Annotated in this window: 18 protein-coding genes, 1 tRNA gene and 1 pseudogene; 9 read left to right on the forward strand and 11 right to left on the reverse strand. The window is 60.2% G+C overall.

Annotation, left to right across the window (positions count from 1 at the left end; genetic code table 11):
* Positions 1 to 653 precede the first annotated feature (653 nt).
* The 4 genes from E2K80_RS06730 to E2K80_RS19775 form a co-directional block, all read right to left on the reverse strand.
* Positions 654 to 1,952 carry an HlyC/CorC family transporter gene (locus E2K80_RS06730; protein WP_135373919.1) on the reverse strand — a complete coding sequence of 433 codons (1,299 nt, stop codon included), beginning with the start codon at positions 1,950 to 1,952 and terminating at the stop codon, positions 654 to 656.
* A 119-nt stretch (positions 1,953 to 2,071) separates the two neighbouring features.
* Positions 2,072 to 3,028, reverse strand: a complete 957-nt coding sequence (locus E2K80_RS06735; RefSeq protein ID WP_135373921.1) for a tyrosine recombinase — start codon at positions 3,026 to 3,028, stop codon at positions 2,072 to 2,074.
* A 1-nt stretch (position 3,029) separates the two neighbouring features.
* Positions 3,030 to 4,559 carry a hypothetical protein gene (locus tag E2K80_RS06740; protein ID WP_238475674.1) on the reverse strand — a complete coding sequence of 510 codons (1,530 nt, stop codon included), beginning with the start codon at positions 4,557 to 4,559 and terminating at the stop codon, positions 3,030 to 3,032.
* Positions 4,549 to 4,683: a hypothetical protein gene (locus E2K80_RS19775; RefSeq protein ID WP_274379254.1), complete on the reverse strand. Its 135-nt coding sequence runs from the start codon at positions 4,681 to 4,683 to the stop codon at positions 4,549 to 4,551. The genes E2K80_RS06740 and E2K80_RS19775 overlap by 11 nt, the downstream gene beginning before the upstream one ends.
* Before the next feature lie 105 nt (positions 4,684 to 4,788).
* On the opposite strand from E2K80_RS19775, the gene E2K80_RS06745 reads away from it, so the two are divergent.
* On the forward strand, positions 4,789 to 5,355 hold the full coding sequence (locus E2K80_RS06745) for a shikimate kinase (protein ID WP_135373923.1): 567 nt from the start codon (positions 4,789 to 4,791) through the stop codon (positions 5,353 to 5,355).
* A 2-nt stretch (positions 5,356 to 5,357) separates the two neighbouring features.
* Positions 5,358 to 6,460: pseudogene (gene aroB, locus E2K80_RS06750) on the forward strand (3-dehydroquinate synthase).
* A gap of 187 nt (positions 6,461 to 6,647) precedes the next feature.
* On the opposite strand, the gene gpt reads toward aroB, so the two are convergent.
* Entirely contained in the window at positions 6,648 to 7,154 is a 507-nt protein-coding gene (gpt, locus tag E2K80_RS06755; protein WP_135373924.1) for a xanthine phosphoribosyltransferase, read from the reverse strand.
* Between the two features lies 1 nt (position 7,155).
* Positions 7,156 to 7,968 (reverse strand): enoyl-ACP reductase FabI, encoded by an 813-nt coding sequence (gene fabI, locus E2K80_RS06760; protein ID WP_135373926.1) that lies wholly within the window; start codon positions 7,966 to 7,968, stop codon positions 7,156 to 7,158.
* Positions 7,969 to 8,121: 153 nt separating this feature from the next.
* Here fabI and pdxH point away from each other — a divergent pair, with 153 nt between their 5' ends.
* From pdxH to E2K80_RS06790, 6 genes are all read left to right on the forward strand, one after another.
* Complete coding sequence (pdxH, locus tag E2K80_RS06765; protein ID WP_135373928.1) at positions 8,122 to 8,727, forward strand: pyridoxamine 5'-phosphate oxidase; 606 nt, start codon at positions 8,122 to 8,124, stop codon at positions 8,725 to 8,727.
* 178 nt (positions 8,728 to 8,905) lie between these two features.
* Entirely contained in the window at positions 8,906 to 9,427 is a 522-nt protein-coding gene (locus E2K80_RS06770; protein ID WP_135373930.1) for a cold-shock protein, read from the forward strand.
* A gap of 1 nt (position 9,428) precedes the next feature.
* Entirely contained in the window at positions 9,429 to 9,899 is a 471-nt protein-coding gene (locus E2K80_RS06775; protein ID WP_135373932.1) for a DUF192 domain-containing protein, read from the forward strand.
* A 47-nt stretch (positions 9,900 to 9,946) separates the two neighbouring features.
* Positions 9,947 to 10,023: transfer RNA gene (locus E2K80_RS06780), tRNA-Pro, on the forward strand.
* Positions 10,024 to 10,502: 479 nt separating this feature from the next.
* On the forward strand, positions 10,503 to 14,210 hold the full coding sequence (locus tag E2K80_RS06785) for a vitamin B12-dependent ribonucleotide reductase (RefSeq protein WP_135373934.1): 3,708 nt from the start codon (positions 10,503 to 10,505) through the stop codon (positions 14,208 to 14,210).
* 185 nt (positions 14,211 to 14,395) lie between these two features.
* On the forward strand, positions 14,396 to 14,752 hold the full coding sequence (locus E2K80_RS06790; protein ID WP_135373936.1) for a GrlR family regulatory protein: 357 nt from the start codon (positions 14,396 to 14,398) through the stop codon (positions 14,750 to 14,752).
* Positions 14,753 to 14,958: 206 nt separating this feature from the next.
* Here E2K80_RS06790 and E2K80_RS06795 read toward each other — a convergent pair whose 3' ends face one another.
* On the reverse strand, positions 14,959 to 16,104 hold the full coding sequence (locus E2K80_RS06795; RefSeq protein WP_135373938.1) for a zinc ABC transporter substrate-binding protein: 1,146 nt from the start codon (positions 16,102 to 16,104) through the stop codon (positions 14,959 to 14,961).
* Between the two features lie 91 nt (positions 16,105 to 16,195).
* Between E2K80_RS06795 and E2K80_RS06800 the strand changes: the two genes are divergently transcribed.
* Positions 16,196 to 16,678 (forward strand): transcriptional repressor, encoded by a 483-nt coding sequence (locus tag E2K80_RS06800; RefSeq protein WP_135373941.1) that lies wholly within the window; start codon positions 16,196 to 16,198, stop codon positions 16,676 to 16,678.
* 60 nt (positions 16,679 to 16,738) lie between these two features.
* Here the strand turns inward: E2K80_RS06800 and E2K80_RS06805 are convergent, their stop codons facing one another.
* The 4 genes from E2K80_RS06805 to E2K80_RS06820 all read right to left on the reverse strand — a co-directional run bounded on the left by E2K80_RS06805 (position 16,739) and on the right by E2K80_RS06820 (position 20,356).
* Positions 16,739 to 17,035, reverse strand: a complete 297-nt coding sequence (locus tag E2K80_RS06805; protein ID WP_274379255.1) for a DUF6525 family protein — start codon at positions 17,033 to 17,035, stop codon at positions 16,739 to 16,741.
* Complete coding sequence (locus E2K80_RS06810) at positions 17,036 to 17,659, reverse strand: DUF1826 domain-containing protein (protein ID WP_135373947.1); 624 nt, start codon at positions 17,657 to 17,659, stop codon at positions 17,036 to 17,038.
* The gene (gene zigA / locus E2K80_RS06815; RefSeq protein WP_135373951.1) at positions 17,656 to 18,876 is read right to left on the reverse strand and encodes a zinc metallochaperone GTPase ZigA; all 1,221 of its coding nucleotides are present in this window, start codon (positions 18,874 to 18,876) and stop codon (positions 17,656 to 17,658) included. Before zigA ends, E2K80_RS06810 begins: the two co-directional genes overlap by 4 nt.
* A 208-nt stretch (positions 18,877 to 19,084) precedes the next feature.
* Entirely contained in the window at positions 19,085 to 20,356 is a 1,272-nt protein-coding gene (locus E2K80_RS06820; RefSeq protein ID WP_238475675.1) for an FGGY-family carbohydrate kinase, read from the reverse strand.

The following is a 20,356-nucleotide window of genomic DNA, read 5'->3' on the forward strand; positions in this document are numbered from 1 at the left end:
AGAGGGACAGAGCGGCAAGCCGGAAAGCGACATTCGGTGTCGCGGAGGGGGTTTCAAGCGGTGTTGGAAAACTCCAGTTTTCCAAAGGGAATTCTCGAGAATTCCGGGGTATGGCGTCAGGGCAAAAGTTGAAATGCGCCATTTCGGGGGTGTTTGATCTGGATCAAGGTGGCGGTGCCAGGGGGTGTTAACCTTGGTTACGACTTTGTTAACCAGCAGAGACCTTGGAGGAGAGGTAAATGTCTGTATCCAGGATTGTTAAAACGGCTCTTCTGATCAGTGTTTTCGCGGCATCGCAGGGATTGGCCCAGACCAGCGCCATCCCTACGCCGCCCGCGTCATCATTCTGGAGCATCGTTGATGCATTGCGTGAGCCTGCAACACCGGTTCAGAGCAGATGTTGCCGGGTCTGCCGCGCCGGGCGCGCTTGTGGGAACAGTTGCATAAGCCGGAGCTATAGCTGCCATCAACCGCCGGGATGTGCCTGCAACGGTTAAGCCTTTTCCGCTAGATGATAGAATGGGGGCGGAGATTTTCCGATATAAGGGCGGCACGCCGGTAAGCGGCATTCAGGGTCTCGGAAGAATTTCCAGGGGGCGCTGGAAAACTCCAGTTTTCCACCCGGAATTCTCGAGAATTCCGGGCACGGGATGTCAGAGCTTGCGGATTTTCAGTTGTGTCAGGCGGTTCTGATTGCGGGAGGCGACCTCAAACCGGAAGCCATGGAAGCTGAAACACTGGCCTTCCACTGGGATGGATTGCGCCTCGTGGATCACCAGACCGGCCACCGTATTGGCCTCTTCATCGGGCAGGGACCAGTCCGTGGCCCGGTTCAGGTCGCGGATCGTCATGCCACCATCGACCAGATAATTGCCATCGCTGCCGGGGGTCAGGTTGATGCCTTCCTCGATATCGAACTCATCGGTGATCTCGCCCACGATCTCTTCCAGAATATCTTCCAGCGTGATCAGGCCCTGAAGCGCGCCATATTCATCCACCACCAGGGCAAAATGCGTATGGCGGCGCAGAAACTGGCGCATCTGGTCGTCCAGGGTGGTGGTTTCCGGCACGAAATAGGGTTTCTTGGCCACTTCCGCGATGTCGAATTGCCCCAGGCCGGGGGCATCATCACCGCGCATCAGCTGATCCATCGCGCGCAGCAGATCCTTGGCGTGGATCATGCCGATGATGTTTTCCTGATCCTCGCGATAGACGGGCAGGCGGGTATGGGCCGATTGCAGGGCCTGGCTGAGGATTTCCTCAGGATCCGCATCGGCGTCGATCATCTCGATGGCAGAGCGGTGGAGCATGATCTCCTCCACCGTGCGGTCGCCCAGATCAAGTGCCCCAAGCAGGCGGTCGCGATGTTCCTTTTCAACCGCACCTTCGGAATGACCAAGGGTGATGGCGCCTGCGATCTCTTCACGGGCGCTGAGGACTTTGCTGTCAGGGTCGATCTGCACACCAAACAGGCGCAGCACGAAACGGACCAGAAGCTGCACCATGCGGACCAGAGGCGAGAACAGCAGGATGACGATACGGATAACGGGAGAGACCCAGGCGGCCGCGCTTTCGGCATTGGTGATCGCATAGGTTTTCGGCAGCACTTCGGCGAAGACCAGCACCAGAAGGGTCATCACCAGCGTCGCCAGGGCCACGCCGCCTTCGCCAAACGCGCGGGTGAACAGCGCCGTGGCCAGAGAGGCGGCAAGGATGTTCATCAGATTATTGCCAAGCAGAACCGAGCCGATCAGCCGCTCGCTGTCTTCGGTCAGGTGCAGCGCCCGTTCCGCGCCTTTGCTGCCCCGGTCGGCCTGTGCCCGCAGCTTGCCGCGCGACGCGGCGGTCAGCGCGGTTTCAGAGCCCGAGAAGAAGGCGGACAGCACCAGAAGGCCGAGAATGGCGGCAGCGGTGATCCAGAAAGCGGTGTCCATAAAAGGGGTCTCGTCCATATGCTGGGTTATGGGGTGCGGACCGGTGTTCTTCAAGGGCCGGCTTTGGTGCGGGGCGCCAAGTGTTGCATGCCTCCGGCGGGCGTATTTGGGACAAGAAGAAGAGGGGGTGGGACGGCTCAGGCCTTGTCGGATTTCGCCAGCGGATGATGGTTGAGCACCAGGGATTTCAGGCGTTCGTCCAGAACATGGGTGTAAATCTCGGTGGTCGAGATATCCGCATGGCCCAGAAGCGTCTGGATCGAGCGCAGATCGGCGCCGCCGGCCAGCAGATGGGTGGCAAAGGCATGGCGCAATATATGGGGGGTCACCTTATCCGGGGCAATATGCGCCGCCACTGCGATCTCTTTGACCAGAAGGAAGAACCGCATCCGTGTCAGATGGCCCGATTTGCCACGGGAGGGGAACAGATAGCGCGAGGCCTGGGTGCCGGTCTCGGTGGTCTTGTGTTCTTCCTCCGCATCGCGGTGGTCAAGCCAGACGTTAAGCGCATCGCGGGCCGGGGGTGACAGGGGCACCATGCGTTCCTTGCCGCCCTTGCCCCTGACCAGCATCACCTGCGGGTTTCCGCGTGCGGCCGCCACGGGCAGGGAGACAAGTTCGCTGACCCGCATGCCGGTGGCATAGAGAAGCTGCATCAGACAGGCGTTGCGCAGCCGGATGCCCCGGGTCTTGCCCCGGCTGCCTGCGGCGTCCAGCAGGCGGTCAACCTCTTCCACGCTCAGGGTTTTGGGCAGGCGTTTCTCGCGCCCCGGGCCTTTGATCAGTTGCGCGGGATTGTCCGGGCGCAACCCGTCCTCATAGGCAAAGCGATAAAGCTGTCTGATCGAGGACAGACGCCGGGCACGGGTGGCGCGCGCCATGCCATTGGCATCCAGCGCCATCAGATAGGCGTCGATATCGGCGCGGGCGGCCTGGGCGAAACTGCTGTTTCGTGTGTCCAGAAACGCGCTGAAATCCATCAGGTCGTGGGAATAGGCCAACTGGGTATTCTGTGCGGCGTTCAGCTCTGCCGCCTGCGCCTCGATAAAGGCACGAAGCCAGTGTGAATCCGGCGGGGGAGCATTGGCGGTCATCTCAGCCACGCTCCAGTATCATGATCTGAAGGGCGGCGCGCCGGGCGGTATCTTCCAGCCCCAAAGCGCGGAACAGGCGCAGGGCATCGGCCATGTCATCCATGTCTCCGCCGCCATTGCCTAAGGTTCGTGCGGCGCGGAGCAGGGCCTCCCCCGTGCGCCCCAGGTTGAGAAGCCGGGTGAAGCGTTCGGGCGGCGTGGTGTCGGCAAAAGCCGTGGCGACAGCAACAGCGGCGGTGGCGGACCCGGCGGGGGCGGCGCCCGGATCTTCGCCGCGGGCAATGGCAAATAGGCGCTGCTCAGGCCCGTCCTGGGCCACGGCGGCCTGGGCCACGGCCTCGTAGAGCGGGGAAAGCAGACCCACCCGGCGGGCCAGTATGGCGGCCTCACCCGTCAGGGGCATGCGCAGCAGGCGGTCGGCGTAAAGCGTGGCGAAAGGCACTTCCAGCCCGGCCTGCCGCATTGCGGCCCAAACATCGGGCAGGCGGCGGGTGATTGCGGCGGGATCGCCCGCAAGAAGGGCCGCATCAAAGGCCTGCAGGGCCGCGACCCGGTCCCAGACGCCGCCCGAGGCGGCGGGGACGCGGGCAGTGTAGATGGCCAGCCATTCCTCGGGCGCGATTGCGCCTGCGCGCATCAGGCGTTCAGCCGCGTCAAGCTGCGCCCGCCAGCCTGCCAGATTTGACAGATCCGCATGGGCAAAGGCCAGGGGGAGTGCTGTGGAGGGCGGGCGTTCGCCAAGCGAGATCAGCATCTGGTAGTGCAGCGGCGTCATCTCAGCGGGGAGCGGCGGAAGCGGGTCCCCCTCAAACAGTTCCGGGTCAAGGAAACGCGCGATCAGGTCGGCCTCATCCGGGGTGATATAGCCAAGCGCCTCTCCGGTGCCGAGGGAAAGTGCGGCGGCGGGCCAGTCCCCGCTGCGCGCGAGGCAGAAAATCCGCGCCGGGAAGGTGGGGGCGATATCAGGGCTGGCGCGCATGGCGGCACAGGCCCGGTCCGCCTGTCCGGTCAGCAGGCTGACATCGAACCAGCGCCGAAAGATGCGCGGATCGGCGGGACCGGCCCGTTCCATCAGCGCCCGCGCCGGGGCCAGCGCGCCGCGGGCCAGCAGCAGATCAAGCCGGGCGATGAACAGCGCCGCATCAGTGCCCGCGTCGCGGGGCGGATCCAGTTCGGCCAGGGCAAGTTGCTGCGTGAAGCCCAGCATTGCGGGCAACCCCTCGGCCGGTTGCGACAGCATCAGGCGGGCCAGTGTCTCGGGCGGGCTGTCGGCCCAGAGATCCGGCGGCAGGCCCGTGGTGCTGAAAGGCAGAATGCCGACCGCGTCCAGACGCACCTGCCCCAGGGGCATCACGGTGATGGTCTGCGGTGCGGCCGTGGTGGCGATATTGGCATGGGGCCGGGTGATGGTATCAGACAGCCAGCCGGGGGCGGAGAGCGGCGCATCGCTGTCGAAGCTCTGGGCCGGCACCGGGGTGGTCACCAGGGCCAGAGGACAGAACAGGGCGCAGAAAAGGGCTTTAATCCGCATCAAGCACCACCGGCTGTGTCACCTGGCGCGTGACCGGGACCATCAGACCGGAATAGGAATAACCCACAAGTGCCAGGACCGACAACAAAATCAAAACAACCAAAAGCTTGATCAACCGCCCCATTATGCCCTTCGATCTGCCTGTTTGTGCGACGTTTGCCGCCGCTTCGCCTTTACTATAAGCCATTGAAGGCGGAATTACGCCAGCCTCGGGGGACATTTTTTAGTGATGGGCGAAACCATGCCAAAGAACCGGCTGCGACTGACCAGAACACTGGTGCTGGTGGGTATGATGGGGGCGGGCAAAACCGCGATCGGGCGGGCGCTGGCGGCACGATTGCGGGTTGAGATGTGCGATTCAGACGCGGAGATCGTTGACAGTGCGCGGATGTCGATTGCCGAGATATTCGAGCGCGACGGAGAGGCGTTTTTTCGCGACCGGGAGCGCGAGGTGATCGCCCGGCTGCTGGAGGGCGCGCCCTGCATTCTGTCGACCGGTGGCGGTGCCTGGCTGTCGCCCGAGAACCGGCAGATGATTTCAGCCCGGGCGGCGGTTTTGTGGCTGGAGGCGGATCTGAATCTGTTATGGGCCCGTGTCCGGCGCAAGACGACCCGGCCCCTGCTGCATACCGAAAACCCGCGCGACACGCTGGCAGACCTGCTTGAGCAGCGCACGCCGTCTTATGCGATGGCTGAATTGAAACTGACGGTGAACCCGGGGTGGAGCATTGCCAAGACCACCGATGCGGTGATGGCCCGGCTGATCGCGGCGGATGTGGTGGAGATCGCAGAATGACGATGGAAACGGTGCATGTGCCGCTTGATGACCGGGCTTATGATGTGCGGATCGGGCCGGGGCTTCTGGCGCGGGCGGGGGGTGAGATTGCCCCGCTTCTGAGCCGCCCCCGTGTCTGGGTGATCAGCGAAGACACCGTGGCCGGTCTGCATCTGGCGGCGCTGCGGGCTGGGTTATCTGCCGATAATGTGGTGATGGAGGCCTTGATCCTGCCCCCCGGTGAGGCGAGTAAAAACTGGGCCTCCCTGATGCAGGTGGTGGAGTGGCTGCTGGACCAGAAGGTTGAGAGGGGGATATCGTCATCGCCTTCGGCGGTGGCGTGATCGGCGATCTGGTGGGGTTCGCCGCTGCGATCCTGCGGCGCGGGGTGCGGTTTGTGCAGGTGCCGACCAGCCTGCTGGCGCAGGTCGACAGCTCGGTCGGGGGCAAGACCGGGATCAACACGGGTCATGGCAAGAATCTGGTCGGGGCGTTTCATCAGCCCGCTTTGGTGCTGGCCGATATCGCGGTTCTGGGAACGCTGACAGAGCGGGATTTTCTGGCAGGGTATGGCGAGGTTGCAAAATACGGGCTGCTTGGGGATGCGGATTTCTTTGCCTGGCTGGAAGAGAACGGCCCGGCGCTGGCGGCGGGCGATATGGGCCTGCAACAGGCTGCGGTGCGCCATTCGGTTCAGATGAAGGCCGATATCGTGCGGCGCGATGAAACTGAGCAGGGGGACCGTGCGCTATTGAATCTGGGCCATACATTCGGTCACGCGCTGGAGGCGGCGACGGGGTATTCAGACCGTTTGCTGCATGGCGAAGGCGTGGCGATCGGCGCGGCCCTGGCCTTTGAGGTCTCGGCCCGGATGGGGCTGTGCGCGCAGGAAGAGCCGGGCCGGGTCAGGGCGCATTTGTCCGAGATGAAGATGAAGCGGGATCTGGCTGATATTTATGGAAAATTACCGGATGCCGATGCGCTTCTGGCGCTGATGGGGCAGGATAAGAAAGTGGTGGATGGGCAGTTGCGCTTCATTCTGGCGCGCGGCATCGGGGAGGCGTTTGTGACCGCGGATGTGCCGCAGGGTTTGGTGCGCGATGTGCTGGTAGACGCGCTGAATTAGAGTGAAATCGTTTCAGTCTTTACCATCCTCATCGAAATTCGCGTTCGAGATCAGCAGCTTGCTGATCGAGAGGCAGAGAATTTTGATTCAGATTAAACGATTTCTACTTTAAACGTTTTCCTGCAGGAAAACGGCAGGGAAAACTGGAGTTTTCCCGTTCGGAATTCTGCAGAATTCCGGTGACCGGTCAGTCGGTGCCGCGATAGGGTTCCACATATTGCAGGGCCATATCCCATGGAAAGAAAATCCATGTGTCCTGGCTGACCCCGGTGATGAAAGTATCCACCATCGGTTCGCCTTTCGGCTTGGCATAAACCGTGGCGAAATGGGCCTTGGGATACATCGCGCGGACCACTTCCAGTGTTTTGCCCGAATCCACCAGATCGTCGATCACCAGAATACCTTCACCATCGCCCATCAGTTCCGGGTCGGGCCGGTTCAGCACCTGCGCGTCCCCTTGAGTCTGATGGTCATAACTCTTGATCGAAATCGTGGCGACCTGACGGATATCCAGTTCCCGCGCGACGATCATGGCTGGCGCCATGCCGCCCCGTGTGATGGCCACAATCGCGCGCCACGCGCCGTCTTTGCCCGGGCCGCGTTTGTCCAGCCGCCAGGCCAGGGCGCGGCTGTCCCGGTGAATCTGATCCCAGGAGATGTGGAAGCCTTTCTCATGGGGCAGGGGTGTCACCATCTTACGGGCCCTTCTTTTCCAAAGACATGTCCGGGGCCTCGGGGTTTTTCATCCCGATCACATGATAGCCCGCATCCACATGATGCACCTCTCCGGTGACCGCGCTGGACAGGTCGGACAGGAAATAAAGCGCGGATTTTCCCACCTCCTCCTGGCTGACCGTGCGGCGCAGCGGCGAATTGTTTTCATTCCATTTCAGAATATAGCGGAAATCGCCGATGCCGGAGGCCGCAAGCGTCTTGATCGTGCCCGCAGAGATTGCGTTGACGCGAATCCCATCCCGGCCCAGATCCTCGGCCAGATACATCACCGAGGCCTCCAGCGCCGCCTTGGCCACGCCCATGACATTGTAATGGGGCATCACCTTTTCCGACCCGTAATAGGTCAGCGTCAGCAATGAGCCGCCATTCGGCATCATCTTTTCGGCCCGCTGGCAAATCGCCGTGAAGGAATAGACCGAGATATTCATGGTCATGTCGAAATTGCCCGGCGAGGTGTCAACATATCGCCCGCGCAATTCATTTTTGTCTGAAAACCCAATGGCATGCACCACAAAATCCAGGCTGCCCCAGGCCTCTTTCAGCGCGGCAAACAGGGCATCCATACTGGCCGCGTCCCCCACATCGCAGGGCAGAACGATGTCACTGCCAAGCTCTGCCGCCAGCGGTGTGACCCGTTTCAGCAATTGTTCACCCTGATAGGAAAAGGCCAGTTCCGCGCCTTCGGCGGCCAGCGCCCTGGCGACCCCCCAGGCAATGGATTTGTCATTCGCAAGCCCCATGATCAGCCCGCGTTTCCCGCGCATCAACCCCATTTCTGCCCCCGTCCGATCTGGTTTGTCTGACTATCTCATGGGTTTAGGCCATTGATCGGGACGCTTCAAGGGAACCCGGACGCTTGCCTTGTCGCCACCCGCTCCCGGCGCTAGGTTGCAGCCCGGCAGGCGCGGCAGGGAAGGCCACAGAAGATGAGCGACAGAACCGGTGTTTTCGCAGGCGAGGACCCGTTTGCCCTGACGCGCGACTGGTTGGCCGAGGCCGAGGTCAGCGAGGTCAATGACCCGAACGCGATTGCCCTGGCAACGGTGGATGCGGATGGGTTGCCCAATGTGCGCATGGTGCTGCTGAAGGAGATCGAGGCGGACGCATTTGTCTTTTACACCAATTATGGCAGTGCCAAGGGGCGCGAGCTGGACGCCTCGGGCAAGGCCGGGTTTGTGATGCACTGGAAATCCCTGCGCCGGCAGGTGCGGGTTCGCGGCCTGGTGACGCGGGAGGAGGGGGCTGCGGCGGATGACTATTACCGTTCCCGCTCGCTCAAAAGCCGGCTGGGGGCCTGGGCGTCGGACCAGTCACAACCGCTTGCCAGCCGCGCGGTGCTGATGGCGGAGGTTGCCAGGGCCACGGCACAACAGGGCCCGTCTCCGGCACGCCCGCCGTTCTGGGGCGGGTTCCGTCTGCGCCCTGTGGAGATCGAGTTCTGGGCTGACGGTGCGTTCCGTTTACATGACCGATTCCGTTGGAGTCGGCCTGACGTTTCGTCAAACTGGCGCATCACCCGTTTGAGCCCATAATTGCCTATCGGACCTAAGTCGTTAATATTAGTTAATAATATATCATTTTCACGCTGCATGAAATATTATATCATTGTTTTAAATGTATAAATTCTTCTTGCACGTTCTGTCACAAACGTACAAGCCTGATTTAGGGACAGTTTAAATTTAAGGCCCAAAGAACATGGGAAACATCCAGATGTCGGATGACATTGAAGAATTAGCGACGCCGGTCCTGGGCCGGGTCAAGTGGTTTGATGTGGCCAAGGGATTCGGCTTTATTGTTGCCGATCATGGCGGCCCGGATATTTTGTTGCACGCGAATGTTTTGCGGAATTTCGGGCAGGGGTCGGTTGCCGACAATGCCCGGATCACCGTGGTGGTGCAGCAGACCGACCGGGGTGCGCAGGCCCAACAGGTTCTGGAGATTATTCCGCCCGAAACCGACCCCGATGATATCGACCTGGGGACGATCGCGGAGCTTGATTCCGATGCGCCTTATCTGGCCGCCCGCGTCAAATGGTTCGACAAGGCAAAAGGGTTTGGATTTGTAAATATCTTCGGGCATCCTGAGGACGTGTTTGTGCATGTAGAGGTGTTGCGCCGGTTCGGTCTGGCCGATCTGCAGCCGGGCGAGGCCGTGTCGGTTCGTGTGGCTGCCGGGCCGCGGGGCAAGATGGCCGCCGAAGTGCGCAGTTGGGATTACGTCCAAGAGGAATGACATGCGAATCGTTGCGGCGCTGCTGGCGTTTGTGTTTTCCGCCGGTGTGCTGTTGGCGGATTGCCGCCCCGATCAGGTGGAGTTGCGGGGGGCGTTCGGCAAGGCGCGTTTTCTTGTCGAACTGGCCGATACACCCCGTGAACGGGCCGTTGGGCTGATGCATCGCGAAAGCATGGCCGCGACTGCCGGTATGATCTTCATCTACGAACAGCCGCAAGCGGTCAGTTTCTGGATGGAGAATACGCTGATCCCCCTCGACATGATCTTCATTGATCAAAGCGGCACCGTGGCCCGCATTCACGAAAACGCAATCCCGCTGGACCGGACGCCTATCCCAGGCGGGGCGGATATACTGGCGGTGCTTGAGATCAATGGCGGGCTTGCCGCGCAGATCGGTCTGGCTGCGGGCGATGTCCTGCGCCATCCGGGCCTGCCACAGGACCTGGCGGTCTGGCCCTGTGCTGCGGATTGAAACAAGCCCTTTCCAAGCCGCGCCTGCCGCGATAGAGGGACAGCGTTCGGGGCGTAGCGCAGCCTGGTAGCGCGTCTGTTTTGGGTACAGAAGGTCGTGAGTTCGAATCTCGCCGCCCCGACCATTTCATATCATCCACAAGATTTTGCGTCTCTTCTGCCGCAGCCCGCTATCTGTGGTGAAAATATGGCGAAGCTTCACCCTTTCTGTCAGCTTTGGCGGATAACCGCCTATGCTGTCTGGGCTTTTTCCACATAGGGGATGTCGCGTCAGACGGGCCTGAATCAGGTGTTGCCACGGCCGAATGGGTTTGGCGGCAATTGCAAGCCAAAAAATGATCACAAAACTGTAAAAAATGCGTTGACCCGACCGGGCTTCATACGTCAGGTTGTGTGGGCCGGTTCGATCAGCACAATATATAGTGTGGGCGGACCGGTGGGGAACAGACCAGCTTTTCATGATGCGCATGCGGTGTACGGGCATGCCAGCGGGCCCATTCGGGGCACGATCAGATGGTGTTGGCCGTTCAGAAGATAAGATGGTTCGAGCCGGGATCACACCGGCAAGGCCGCAGGGGACAACAGGTTAGTTACAGAGGCAGCCATGAAAATTGAACGCAGATTCACCACCGAAGGCGCGGACACCTATGCCGGGCTCGACTTCACAATTACCTCGTCTGAGATTCGCAATCCTGACGGCACAATCGTTTTCAAGCTTGACGCGGTCGAAGTGCCTGCCGGCTGGAGCCAGGTTGCCTCTGATGTGATTGCGCAGAAATATTTCCGCAAGGCGGGCGTGCCGGCGGCTTTGCGACCGGTGAAGGAAAAAGGTGTTCCCGTGTTCCTGCAGCGCCACGTGGCCGACGAAAAGGCGCTGGAGGCCCTGCCGGAGGACCAACGCTATGGCGGGGAGACATCTGCCAAGCAGGTCTTCCGGCGTCTCGCAGGGGCCTGGGCCTATTGGGGCTGGAAAGGCGGCTATTTTTCGGGGGAGAAAGCCGCCCGCGCCTATTTTGACGAAATGCAACTGATGCTGGCGCGCCAGATGGCGGCGCCGAATTCTCCGCAATGGTTCAACACCGGGTTGCACTGGGCCTATGGCATCGACGGCCCGGCGCAGGGCCACCATTATGTGGATTACAAGACCGGCAAACTGACGAAATCATCCTCGTCTTACGAGCATCCGCAACCCCATGCCTGTTTCATTCAGGGGGTGAAGGATGATCTGGTGAATGATGGCGGGATCATGGACCTTTGGGTGCGTGAGGCTCGGCTGTTCAAATACGGCTCGGGCACGGGCACCAATTTCTCGCATCTGCGTGGCGAGGGGGAAAACCTGTCGGGCGGTGGAAAATCCAGCGGGCTGATGGGCTTTCTGAAAATCGGCGACCGGGCGGCGGGCGCGATCAAATCAGGCGGCACAACCCGGCGCGCGGCCAAGATGGTGATCGTCGATGCGGACCATCCGGATATCGAAGAGTTCATCAACTGGAAGGTGATCGAAGAGCAGAAAGTCGCCTCGATCGTTGCCGGATCGAAGATGCATGAGAAGATGCTGAACGGTATTTTCGAGGCGATCCGCACCTGGGACGGTGCGCTTGAGGATGCGGTTGACCCGAGCGCCAACAAAAGTTTGAAAACTGCAATTCGGGATGCCAAAACAGTGGCAATTCCCGAAACATACATCAAGCGCGTGTTGGATTATGCAAAGCAGGGCCATACATCAATCGAGTTTCCGACCTATGATACGGACTGGGATTCCGAGGCTTACAGTTCTGTCTCCGGCCAGAATTCCAACAATTCCATCCGCGTCACTGATGCGTTTCTTGCGGCGGTTGAAAATGATGAGAACTGGGACCTGATCAACCGGATCAACGGCACGGTGTCGAAAACCGTCAAGGCCCGGGACCTGTGGGAAAAGGTCGGCCATGCGGCCTGGGCCTGTGCCGATCCGGGCATCCAGTTTCATGACACGGTGAACGCCTGGCATACCTGCCCAGGCGATGGCGCGATCCGCGGGTCCAACCCGTGTTCGGAATATATGTTCCTTGACGATACGGCCTGCAACCTGGCCTCGATGAACCTGCTGACCTTCTATCATGAGGGCACATTCGACGCCGAGGGGTATATCCACGCCACACGGCTCTGGACCCTGACGCTGGAAATCAGCGTGATGATGGCGCAATTCCCCTCGAAAGAGATTGCGCAACTGTCCTATGATTTTCGGACGCTTGGCCTGGGCTATGCCAATATCGGCGGGCTGCTGATGAATATGGGCCTTGGCTATGACAGCCCCGAGGGCCGCGCGCTGTGCGGGGCCCTGACCGCGATCATGACCGGTGTGGCCTATGCGACCTCGGCCGAGATCGCCTCGGAACTGGGGTCGTTCGCGGGTTATGAGCGCAATCGCGAACATATGCTGCGGGTGATGCGCAACCACCGGACGGCGGCTTATGGCCGGACCGAGGGCTATGAGGATCTGGCCGTCAAACCGGTGCCGCTGGATCAGGTGCATTGCCCGGACCCGTCGCTGGTGGCGCTTGCCAAACAGGCCTGGGATGAAGCGCTGGAATTGGGTGAGAAACACGGCTATCGCAACGCGCAGTCAACGGTGCTTGCGCCCACCGGCACAATCGGTCTGGTGATGGATTGCGACACCACAGGGGTCGAGCCTGATTTCGCGCTGGTGAAATTCAAGAAACTGGCGGGTGGCGGTTATTTCAAGATCATCAACCAGTCGGTTCCCGCCGCGCTGGAGGGTCTTGGCTACAGTTCCAGCCAGATCGAGGAGATCGTGTCTTACGCGGTTGGTCACGGAACCATTGGCAATGCGCCCGGCATCAACCACACCGCGCTGATCGGCCATGGCTTCGGCCCGGCAGAGATCGAGAAGATCGAGGCAGCCTTGCCCTCGGCTTTCGACATCCGCTTTGTGTTCAACCAATGGACCCTGGGGGAGGAATTCTGCACCCAGACCCTGGGCATCCCGGCGGCGCAACTGAATGACCCGACCTTTGACATGCTGCGGCATCTGGGCTTCTCGAAAGCCGATATTGATGCCGCGAATGACCATGTCTGCGGGACAATGACCTTGGAGGGCGCGCCGTTCCTGAAGGACGCGCATCTTAGCATTTTTGACTGCGCAAACCCGTGCGGTAAAAAAGGCAAGCGGTTCCTGTCTGTCGACAGCCATATCTATATGATGGCAGCGGCGCAGAGCTTTATTTCAGGCGCGATCTCCAAGACGATCAACATGCCGAATGACGCAACCATCGAGGATTGCCAGAAAGCCTATGAGCTGTCCTGGTCGCTCGGGGTGAAGGCGAATGCGTTGTATCGCGACGGCTCGAAACTGTCGCAACCTCTGGCCGCCGCGCTGGTCGAGGATGACGAGGACGCCGCCGAGGTTCTGGAAAGCGGCAACACGATGGAGAAGGCGCAGGTTCTGGCCGAGAAGATCATCGAGAAAGTGGTGATCAAAGAGGTCATCCGCGCCCATCGTGAAAAGCTGCCCGAACGCCGGAAAGGCTATACCCAGAAGGCGATTGTGGGTGGTCACAAGGTCTATCTGCGGACCGGTGAATATGGCGATGGCCAGTTGGGCGAGATTTTCATCGACATGCATAAGGAAGGCGCCGGCTTCCGGGCGATGATGAACAATTTCGCCATCGCGGTCTCTGTCGGCCTGCAATATGGCGTGCCGCTGGAGGAATTCGTCGATGCCTTCACCTTCACCAAATTCGAACCCTCGGGCATGGTGCAGGGCAATGACTCGATCAAGAATGCCACCTCGATCCTCGATTACATCTTCCGCGAACTGGCGGTCAGCTATCTGGACCGCACCGATCTGGCCCATGTGAAACCCGAAGGCGAAAGCTTCGACAGTGTCGGCCGGGGGGTCGAGGAAGGCGTGTCGAATGTGACCGAGGTCAGCGAAACTGCCGCGTCGAAATCCCTGGAAGTGCTGAAACAGATCAGCTCCACCGGCTATCTGCGCAAACGGGTGCCGCAGGAATTGGTGGTGTTGCAGGGCGGGGCCGATACACAAGGCGCAGCGGTTGCCGAGGCGCAGCAGGATGCGGTGACGGCGTTGCAGACCCTGGTGCCTGAAACGGCATCATCCTCCACCATTGCGGCCATGGCAAACACCACTGTTGTGGCCACGGGCGAGGTGGGGATGGACGCGCGCACCAAGGCAAAGATGCAGGGCTATGAGGGCGAAGCCTGCGGTGAATGCGGGAATTACACGCTGGTCCGCAACGGGACCTGCATGAAATGCAACACCTGTGGGGCGACCTCGGGCTGTAGCTGATGACGGAGATTGAGGGGGTGGGGCAGAGACAGCCTCCGTGCCACCCCTGCTATACGGTTGACCAGAAAGGACAGGCCGAGGATAGGACATGAAAAAGGACTGATGTTGGGGCATTCACAACATAATTAACACTTATGCTGTGAGATGAGACCTCTACGACAGTTGACCAGCAAGGAGTATTCCACATGCCACAGCTCGCTGATGGAACATATGTAGTGTCCTTCGAAAGCAGCCTTGGCGCTTTCGGGGGTGGAACGGTGATGATTAAGGGCTACCGCATTTCGGGTGGTGATATTGGTTACCTCTACGAAGGGCAGCTGGAAGAATCCGGGGATGATTTGGTTGGCCATGTAAAAGTGACGCAGCATGACAAGACCATGGAGTCGGTCTTCGGCGACATTGAACAGTTCGACATCGACCTGAAAGGCCGGGTGATTGATGATCGCGGCATTTTCAAAGGGGCCGTTGCCGGATTTCCGATGTTTCAGCTGACCGTTCGGCTGGACCTTCACGAGAAGGTGGGCGGTGCTGCGGTGATATAAGATCGGGGCTTTCCTCCGTGCCCGGAGGTGATGCCCTGTAACACGGGGTGGGTGCGCTCGCCCCTTGCGCGGTTCAGGCCGCAGGCAGAAACCGGGCGGTATATAAAGAGTGAGCCTGAACAGCGAAACTGGGGGAGCTATTGCTCCCCCTTTTTCTTTGTGCAGACGCGTGAGGGGAGATGCCGGGGCAGTTCCCCCGAAACACCCTATTCCAGGCAGGATGTCAGGTGATCTGTGAGGTTCCGCAACAGTTGCGGATAGAGATCGGGACCAGGCTCAAGATCGGCACCAAGCGGGTCAAGAACGCCAATTTCGGCATGGGTGCCCTGAAAGACCGTTTCAATCAGACCCGGGTTGAACTGTGGTTCAGAGAAGGCGCAGGTCACGTCAAGTTCGGTCACCTTGTCGCGGATTTCGGCAATCCGTGCCGGGCTTGGGTCCGAGGCATCGCCAAATGAAATAGAGCCGGTGGCCGATAAATCGAACCTGTGCTCGAAATACTGATAGGCATCGTGAAAGACGATGAAGCTGGTTCCGCGGAACCCGTCGAGATCATGGTCTATATCGTGGATCAGATCGCTGAGATCGGATTTGGCGGCGGCTGCATTCGCGGCATAGATATCTGCATGTTCCGGGTCCAGCTCGGCGAGATGTGTGGCAATCACATCAAGCCAGATCCGGGCGTTTTGCGGGTCAAGCCAGGCATGGGGATCAAGGCCGTCATGTTCGTGGTCATGGCCCGCATGTTCCGCGTGATCTGCATGGTCCTCATGACCAGCGTGTTCCGCATGTGCGTCATGCTCTTCGTGGTCGTCATGATCCTCATGGTCTTCGTGATCGGCGTGTTCGTCATGGTGCGCATGGTCGTCATGGTCTTCGTGATCGGCGTGTTCCGAATGCGCGTCATGCTCTTCATGCCCTTCGTCTTCATGGGCGTGATCCTCGTGTGCATCCTCGTCGTGATGGTCTTCATCCCCGTGGTCATGCGCCTCAAAGGTCGCTCCCTCGCGGAATGCCAGCCTTGTCGTGCCTTCTGTCTCAATAAGTTCGATCGCTTCGGCATTCTCGGTCAGGGCGTTGATGGGGCCTGTTAAAAAGGGCGTCAGGCTTTCGCTGACCCAGAAAACGATATCAGCGTTCTGAAGCGCCTGTGCGTCGGACGGGCGAAGAGAATACCCATGCGGGGAGGCGCCGGGCTGAAGGATCAGATCCGGGGTGCCGACCCCCTCCATGACCGTTGCAACCAGAGAATGAACGGGCGGGATATCTACTGCGACGGAAGGCACTTCAGCCGCCGCAGCCGCCGTCAGGGCGAGCGTGGATACCGTTCCGTAGACAAGTAATTTTCGCATGGTGTTCTCCGCATTCGTATGTGATGTTATAATCTCATATATGTAATGTTATTCCATTACAATATACGACCAGAGAAGGAGCACTCTTGTGATGACGGTCGGGTTCGAAACACATGATCACAAGGCTTGTATCGACGATATGACTGCCGTCGCAGAGGCCTATTGTACTAGAAATAAACTGAAATTCACACCAACCCGGCGCCGGGTGCTTGAAATCCTGTTGGAGGAACACAAAGCAATCGGCGCGTACGATATCCTTGATCATCTAGTCAGAGAGGGGCGTGGTTCACAACCTCCTATTGCCTATCGGGCGTTGGATTTTCTGGTGAAACATGGCTTTGTCCATAAGATTGAGCGGTTAAACGCCTATATCGCCTGCGCGCACCCCCACGAGAACCATTCTCCGGCTTTCATGATCTGCCGCGTGTGCGATTCGGTGGCCGAAGCCTGCTCTGTTCCGTCCAAGGGAATATTGGGGCAAGCCGCGCGGGATGTGGGGTTTCGGATCGAACGCACAGTGGTCGAGGCGGAAGGTGTCTGCCCCAAATGTGCTGACGTCGCAGGCGTTGCCTGACCTCGGTCAAGATTGCACTCACTGTATGTGGTCTTCCGGCTCCCCCACCTGCTCCGCCTCTCAAACCCGCTGTGCGGCGGGGTGATCATACCCCCAGGTTTTGCGGGCATCCTTTGCGATCTGTCGCTGTTCCACCCGGGTGAGAACCTGTTTTGCCCGGGCCGTATCCCCGCCACAGCTTTTCAAAGCCTGACGCCAGGCGCGCAGGGTTGAGCGTGGAGACCAGGGCAGTGTGGCCTCGGCGACCCATAGGCGCAGCTCGGCAGGAAGACGGTCATAAGCCGCCATAGAGTCAGTGACCCGACCCCGTCTTCTGAAAGATGTTCTGCCAAGATTGGATTTGGGTTTGGCTGTCATTCATTCTGTCTCCGGCATGTCGATCACCAGAAGCAGGCGGGTCTCGCCGGTGCCATCAATCGGGGGAGACCGATGCACCACACCGGAATGGTCCGGCCCGGGCCAGAGCATGCCACGGAACAGACCCACAGCTCTGACAGGCATCGCCTCAACAGGGTCCGGGTCTGCCCCCGGCCGGACCAGGCCATATTCCGTGCCCCGTCCGCGATAGGTGCACAGCAATCGCGCGGGCACATTGTCCAGATGGAATTTCCTGCAGGCATTCCCGGTCACAACATCCAGACGAAGCCGGACCTGATCGGTCTGCATCACCCGGGCAAAAGACGTGGCAAGCATCGCTACATCATTTGCCAGCATGCGCTGCCCCTGACCGTCTGGCAGCCCCTGTGCCTGACAGGTGGCGCGGACAGTATCCGCAACAGTTTCAGGGGCGATTTGCAGACGCAGCCGGGGAAGTCTGGCGGGGCTGACCGTGTCGATCCAGGTCTGGAACAGGGGGTTTTCACCGCGCCGCCAGATCGCAGCGGCGCAACCCGGAGACCGGATTTCCTCCAGAATGTCAGGCGTCTGCCCGTCCAGAATCCCGCGGGCGATACGCAGTGATGTGGCACTTTGTGCGCTCATGCTGCCTCGGGCGCGCGCCGCCAGTTCGGAAACGGGTCGGGCAGGTCTGTATTGGCATTGGGGTCAAACTCTGTCTCGCTGCCCACAAGGGCCGCGTCCAGCGCCGATGTGATCGCCGTTTTGTCCATGCCGGCACCGATGAACACCAGTTCCTGCCGACGGTCGCCAAAGGGCTCCTGCCAGTGCTGCTTGAGATAGGCCACAGCCTGCGGGTGATCCGGCCAGCGGTCTGTCGGTACGGTGGCCCACCACATGCCCAGGGGTTTGATACTGCTTAAAGCCCCGGCCAAAGAAAACTCGGCCAGCCAGTCGGGCCGTGTCGCCACCCAGAAATGCCCCTTGGCGCGGATGACGCCGGGCAGGGGGGCATTGAGAACGTCATGAACCTTCTGCGGGTGAAAGGGCCGCCGCGCCCGATACACAAAAGAAGACACCCCGTATTCTTCGGTCTCAGGGATATGATCTGCAAACCCGTACAGTTCTTTCGCCCAAAGCGGGTGATCATGGGCGGTGTCAAAGTCAAACAGGCCGGTATCGAAAATCCGGTTCTGCGCGACTTTGCCAAAATCCGTTTCGATGATCTGCGCATCGGGGTTGAGAGAGGTGATGATCGTCCGGGCCGCCTCCCGGGTATCGGGCCCTGCATCGCTGATCTTGTTCAGCACCACCACATCGGAAAACTCGATCTGATCCACAAGAAGATCCACCAATGTGCGGTTGTCTTCATCGCCCAGGCTTTCGCCCCTGTCCTTGAGGAAATCATGACTGGAATAGTCATTCAGCAGATTGACCGTATCGACCACGGTGACCATCGTGTCGAGCCGCGCGATATCGCACAGGCTGTCGCCGGCCTCGTCGCGAAATTCGAAGGTTGCCGCGACGGGCAGGGGTTCGGATATCCCGGTGGATTCGATCAGCAGATAATCGAACCGGTTTTCATCCGCCAGCCGCCGCACCTCCTGCAAAAGATCGTCGCGCAGGGTGCAGCAGATACAGCCATTGGTCATCTCGACCAGTTTTTCCTCTGTATGGCTGAGATCGGCACCGCCATCGCGCACCAGATCCGCGTCGATATTGACCTCGGACATGTCATTGACGATGACCGCAACCTTGCGGCCCTGCCGGTTGTTCAGCACATCGTTCAGAAGTGTGGTTTTCCCTGCGCCGAGAAAACCAGAGAGGACGGTGACGGGCAATCGCGTGTCTTTCGCGGGCATAGCTTCCCTCCATGATATGTAATATCATTACACTATAGAGAGAGGGGTGATACCTCTGCAAGCGCGAACTGACCCTTATGGGTTGAAGAGAAGGGGTTTTCTGAACCCGTGCCTGGTGTTCCGTCGCTATTTCCCCATCCATGGCGGGGTTTCTGCATCGGCCTGATTTATAAAAATGAATTCAGATTCAGTGTGTTACAAGAAGGTTTCAGGGTCCGGTCCGGGCCAGATGCGCAGCCCCGACGCTGGCCTCGCCGGAGGCACCGGCAAGAATCGGCCGGGCCAGATGCCGGTGCCGCAGCTTTGACCACACGGCATTTGCAGCCCCGCCACCGCAGGTGAAAACCCGTTGCGGATACGGCGCGCCAAGGCTGGAAAGCCTGTCATAGGCCTGCCGTTCAATGCGGGCCATCCCATCAAGCATACCGTAAAGAAACGCCTCGGGCCGGGTCGGGCGGGGTGTCAATCGGGGGGCAAGCATCGGGTCATTGACCGGAAACCGCTCCCCGGGTTTCAAAAGCGGATAATAGGCAAGCGGGCAGGGGGTGGAGATGTCGATCCTGCTGCTCAGCATCTCCAGCTCTGCCGGGGAGAAGTAATGCGCCAGAACCGCGCCCCCGGTGTTGGAGGCCCCGCCTGCCAGCCATCGACCATGCAGACGGTGGCTGTAAACCCCCGATGCAGCATCGTCGACCCGCGTATCCGACAGCAGCTTGATCGCAAGGGTGGACCCCAGAGATGTCACCGCGTCGCCGGTTTCCGACGCGCCGCCGGCGATGAAGGCCGCGATACTGTCGGTTGTGCCCGCATGGACCCTGAGACCGGGGCGAAACCCCAGTGTCGTTGCCAGGGCGGGCGCGATCAGACCCACCACATCGCCGGGCCGGTGAATATCGGGCAGGGTGGCGACCCGCACACCGGCTGCGGCAAACCAGTCGGGCCAGCTTTGGCTTTCCGGGTCAAAACCGAGTTTCAGGGCGTTATTGTCATCTGATCCGACAGGGGTGCCGCACAGGCAGGCCGCCACGTAATCGGCCTGATGCAGCAGGTGCCGCCCGTGACCGGCCGCATCCAGTGCCTGAAGGCGCAGCATCCGCGCCAATGCGGAATTGGCCCCCAAGGTGATCGACCCGGGATCGGCATATTCCGCGATCCGGCGGGCCTCGGCCTCGAACCCGGCGGAATTATACATCAGGGCATCGGTCACCGGTGTCAGGGCGTCATCCACCAGAACCATCGTGCCCGAGGTGCCGTCGCAGGCCAGATCGGTGATCTCGTCCGGGTTGCGCCCAATCCGGCGCAGGGCCGCGATTTGCGCCGTCAGGCAGTGATGGACCGCCTGCCACCAGAGGCGCGCGTCCATCCTGTTGCCCGGTTGCGGCGGATGTGCCCCCCTTGCGGTGCTGATGACAGCGCCATCGGCATCAATCACCGCCATGCGCACCCCGGATGTGCCGATATCAATCCCGAGGCTCAGCAT

It is taken from the genome of Rhodophyticola sp. CCM32, from assembly GCF_004751985.1.
Classification (GTDB): Bacteria; Pseudomonadota; Alphaproteobacteria; order Rhodobacterales; family Rhodobacteraceae; genus Rhodophyticola.

Excerpts from the sequence above, each read along its gene's own strand:
- E2K80_RS06740 (WP_238475674.1), bottom strand. The coding sequence starts at position 4,559 with ATGCGGATTAAAGCCCTTTTCTGCGCCCTGTTCTGTCCTCTGGCCCTG.
- E2K80_RS06805 (WP_274379255.1), bottom strand. The coding sequence starts at position 17,035 with ATGACAGCCAAACCCAAATCCAATCTTGGCAGAACATCTTTCAGAAGA.
- E2K80_RS06810 (WP_135373947.1), bottom strand. The coding sequence starts at position 17,659 with ATGAGCGCACAAAGTGCCACATCACTGCGTATCGCCCGCGGGATTCTG.
- E2K80_RS06820 (WP_238475675.1), bottom strand. The coding sequence starts at position 20,356 with ATGCTGAGCCTCGGGATTGATATCGGCACATCCGGGGTGCGCATGGCG.
- E2K80_RS06785 (WP_135373934.1), top strand. The coding sequence starts at position 10,503 with ATGAAAATTGAACGCAGATTCACCACCGAAGGCGCGGACACCTATGCC.
- E2K80_RS06770 (WP_135373930.1), top strand. The coding sequence starts at position 8,906 with ATGTCGGATGACATTGAAGAATTAGCGACGCCGGTCCTGGGCCGGGTC.
- fabI (WP_135373926.1), bottom strand. The coding sequence starts at position 7,968 with ATGGGGTTGATGCGCGGGAAACGCGGGCTGATCATGGGGCTTGCGAAT.
- gpt (WP_135373924.1), bottom strand. The coding sequence starts at position 7,154 with ATGGTGACACCCCTGCCCCATGAGAAAGGCTTCCACATCTCCTGGGAT.
- zigA (WP_135373951.1), bottom strand. The coding sequence starts at position 18,876 with ATGCCCGCGAAAGACACGCGATTGCCCGTCACCGTCCTCTCTGGTTTT.
- E2K80_RS06775 (WP_135373932.1), top strand. The coding sequence starts at position 9,429 with ATGCGAATCGTTGCGGCGCTGCTGGCGTTTGTGTTTTCCGCCGGTGTG.
- pdxH (WP_135373928.1), top strand. The coding sequence starts at position 8,122 with ATGAGCGACAGAACCGGTGTTTTCGCAGGCGAGGACCCGTTTGCCCTG.
- E2K80_RS06795 (WP_135373938.1), bottom strand. The coding sequence starts at position 16,104 with ATGCGAAAATTACTTGTCTACGGAACGGTATCCACGCTCGCCCTGACG.
- E2K80_RS06735 (WP_135373921.1), bottom strand. The coding sequence starts at position 3,028 with ATGACCGCCAATGCTCCCCCGCCGGATTCACACTGGCTTCGTGCCTTT.
- E2K80_RS19775 (WP_274379254.1), bottom strand. The coding sequence starts at position 4,683 with ATGGGGCGGTTGATCAAGCTTTTGGTTGTTTTGATTTTGTTGTCGGTC.
- E2K80_RS06745 (WP_135373923.1), top strand. The coding sequence starts at position 4,789 with ATGGGCGAAACCATGCCAAAGAACCGGCTGCGACTGACCAGAACACTG.
- E2K80_RS06730 (WP_135373919.1), bottom strand. The coding sequence starts at position 1,952 with ATGGACGAGACCCCTTTTATGGACACCGCTTTCTGGATCACCGCTGCC.
- E2K80_RS06790 (WP_135373936.1), top strand. The coding sequence starts at position 14,396 with ATGCCACAGCTCGCTGATGGAACATATGTAGTGTCCTTCGAAAGCAGC.
- E2K80_RS06800 (WP_135373941.1), top strand. The coding sequence starts at position 16,196 with ATGACGGTCGGGTTCGAAACACATGATCACAAGGCTTGTATCGACGAT.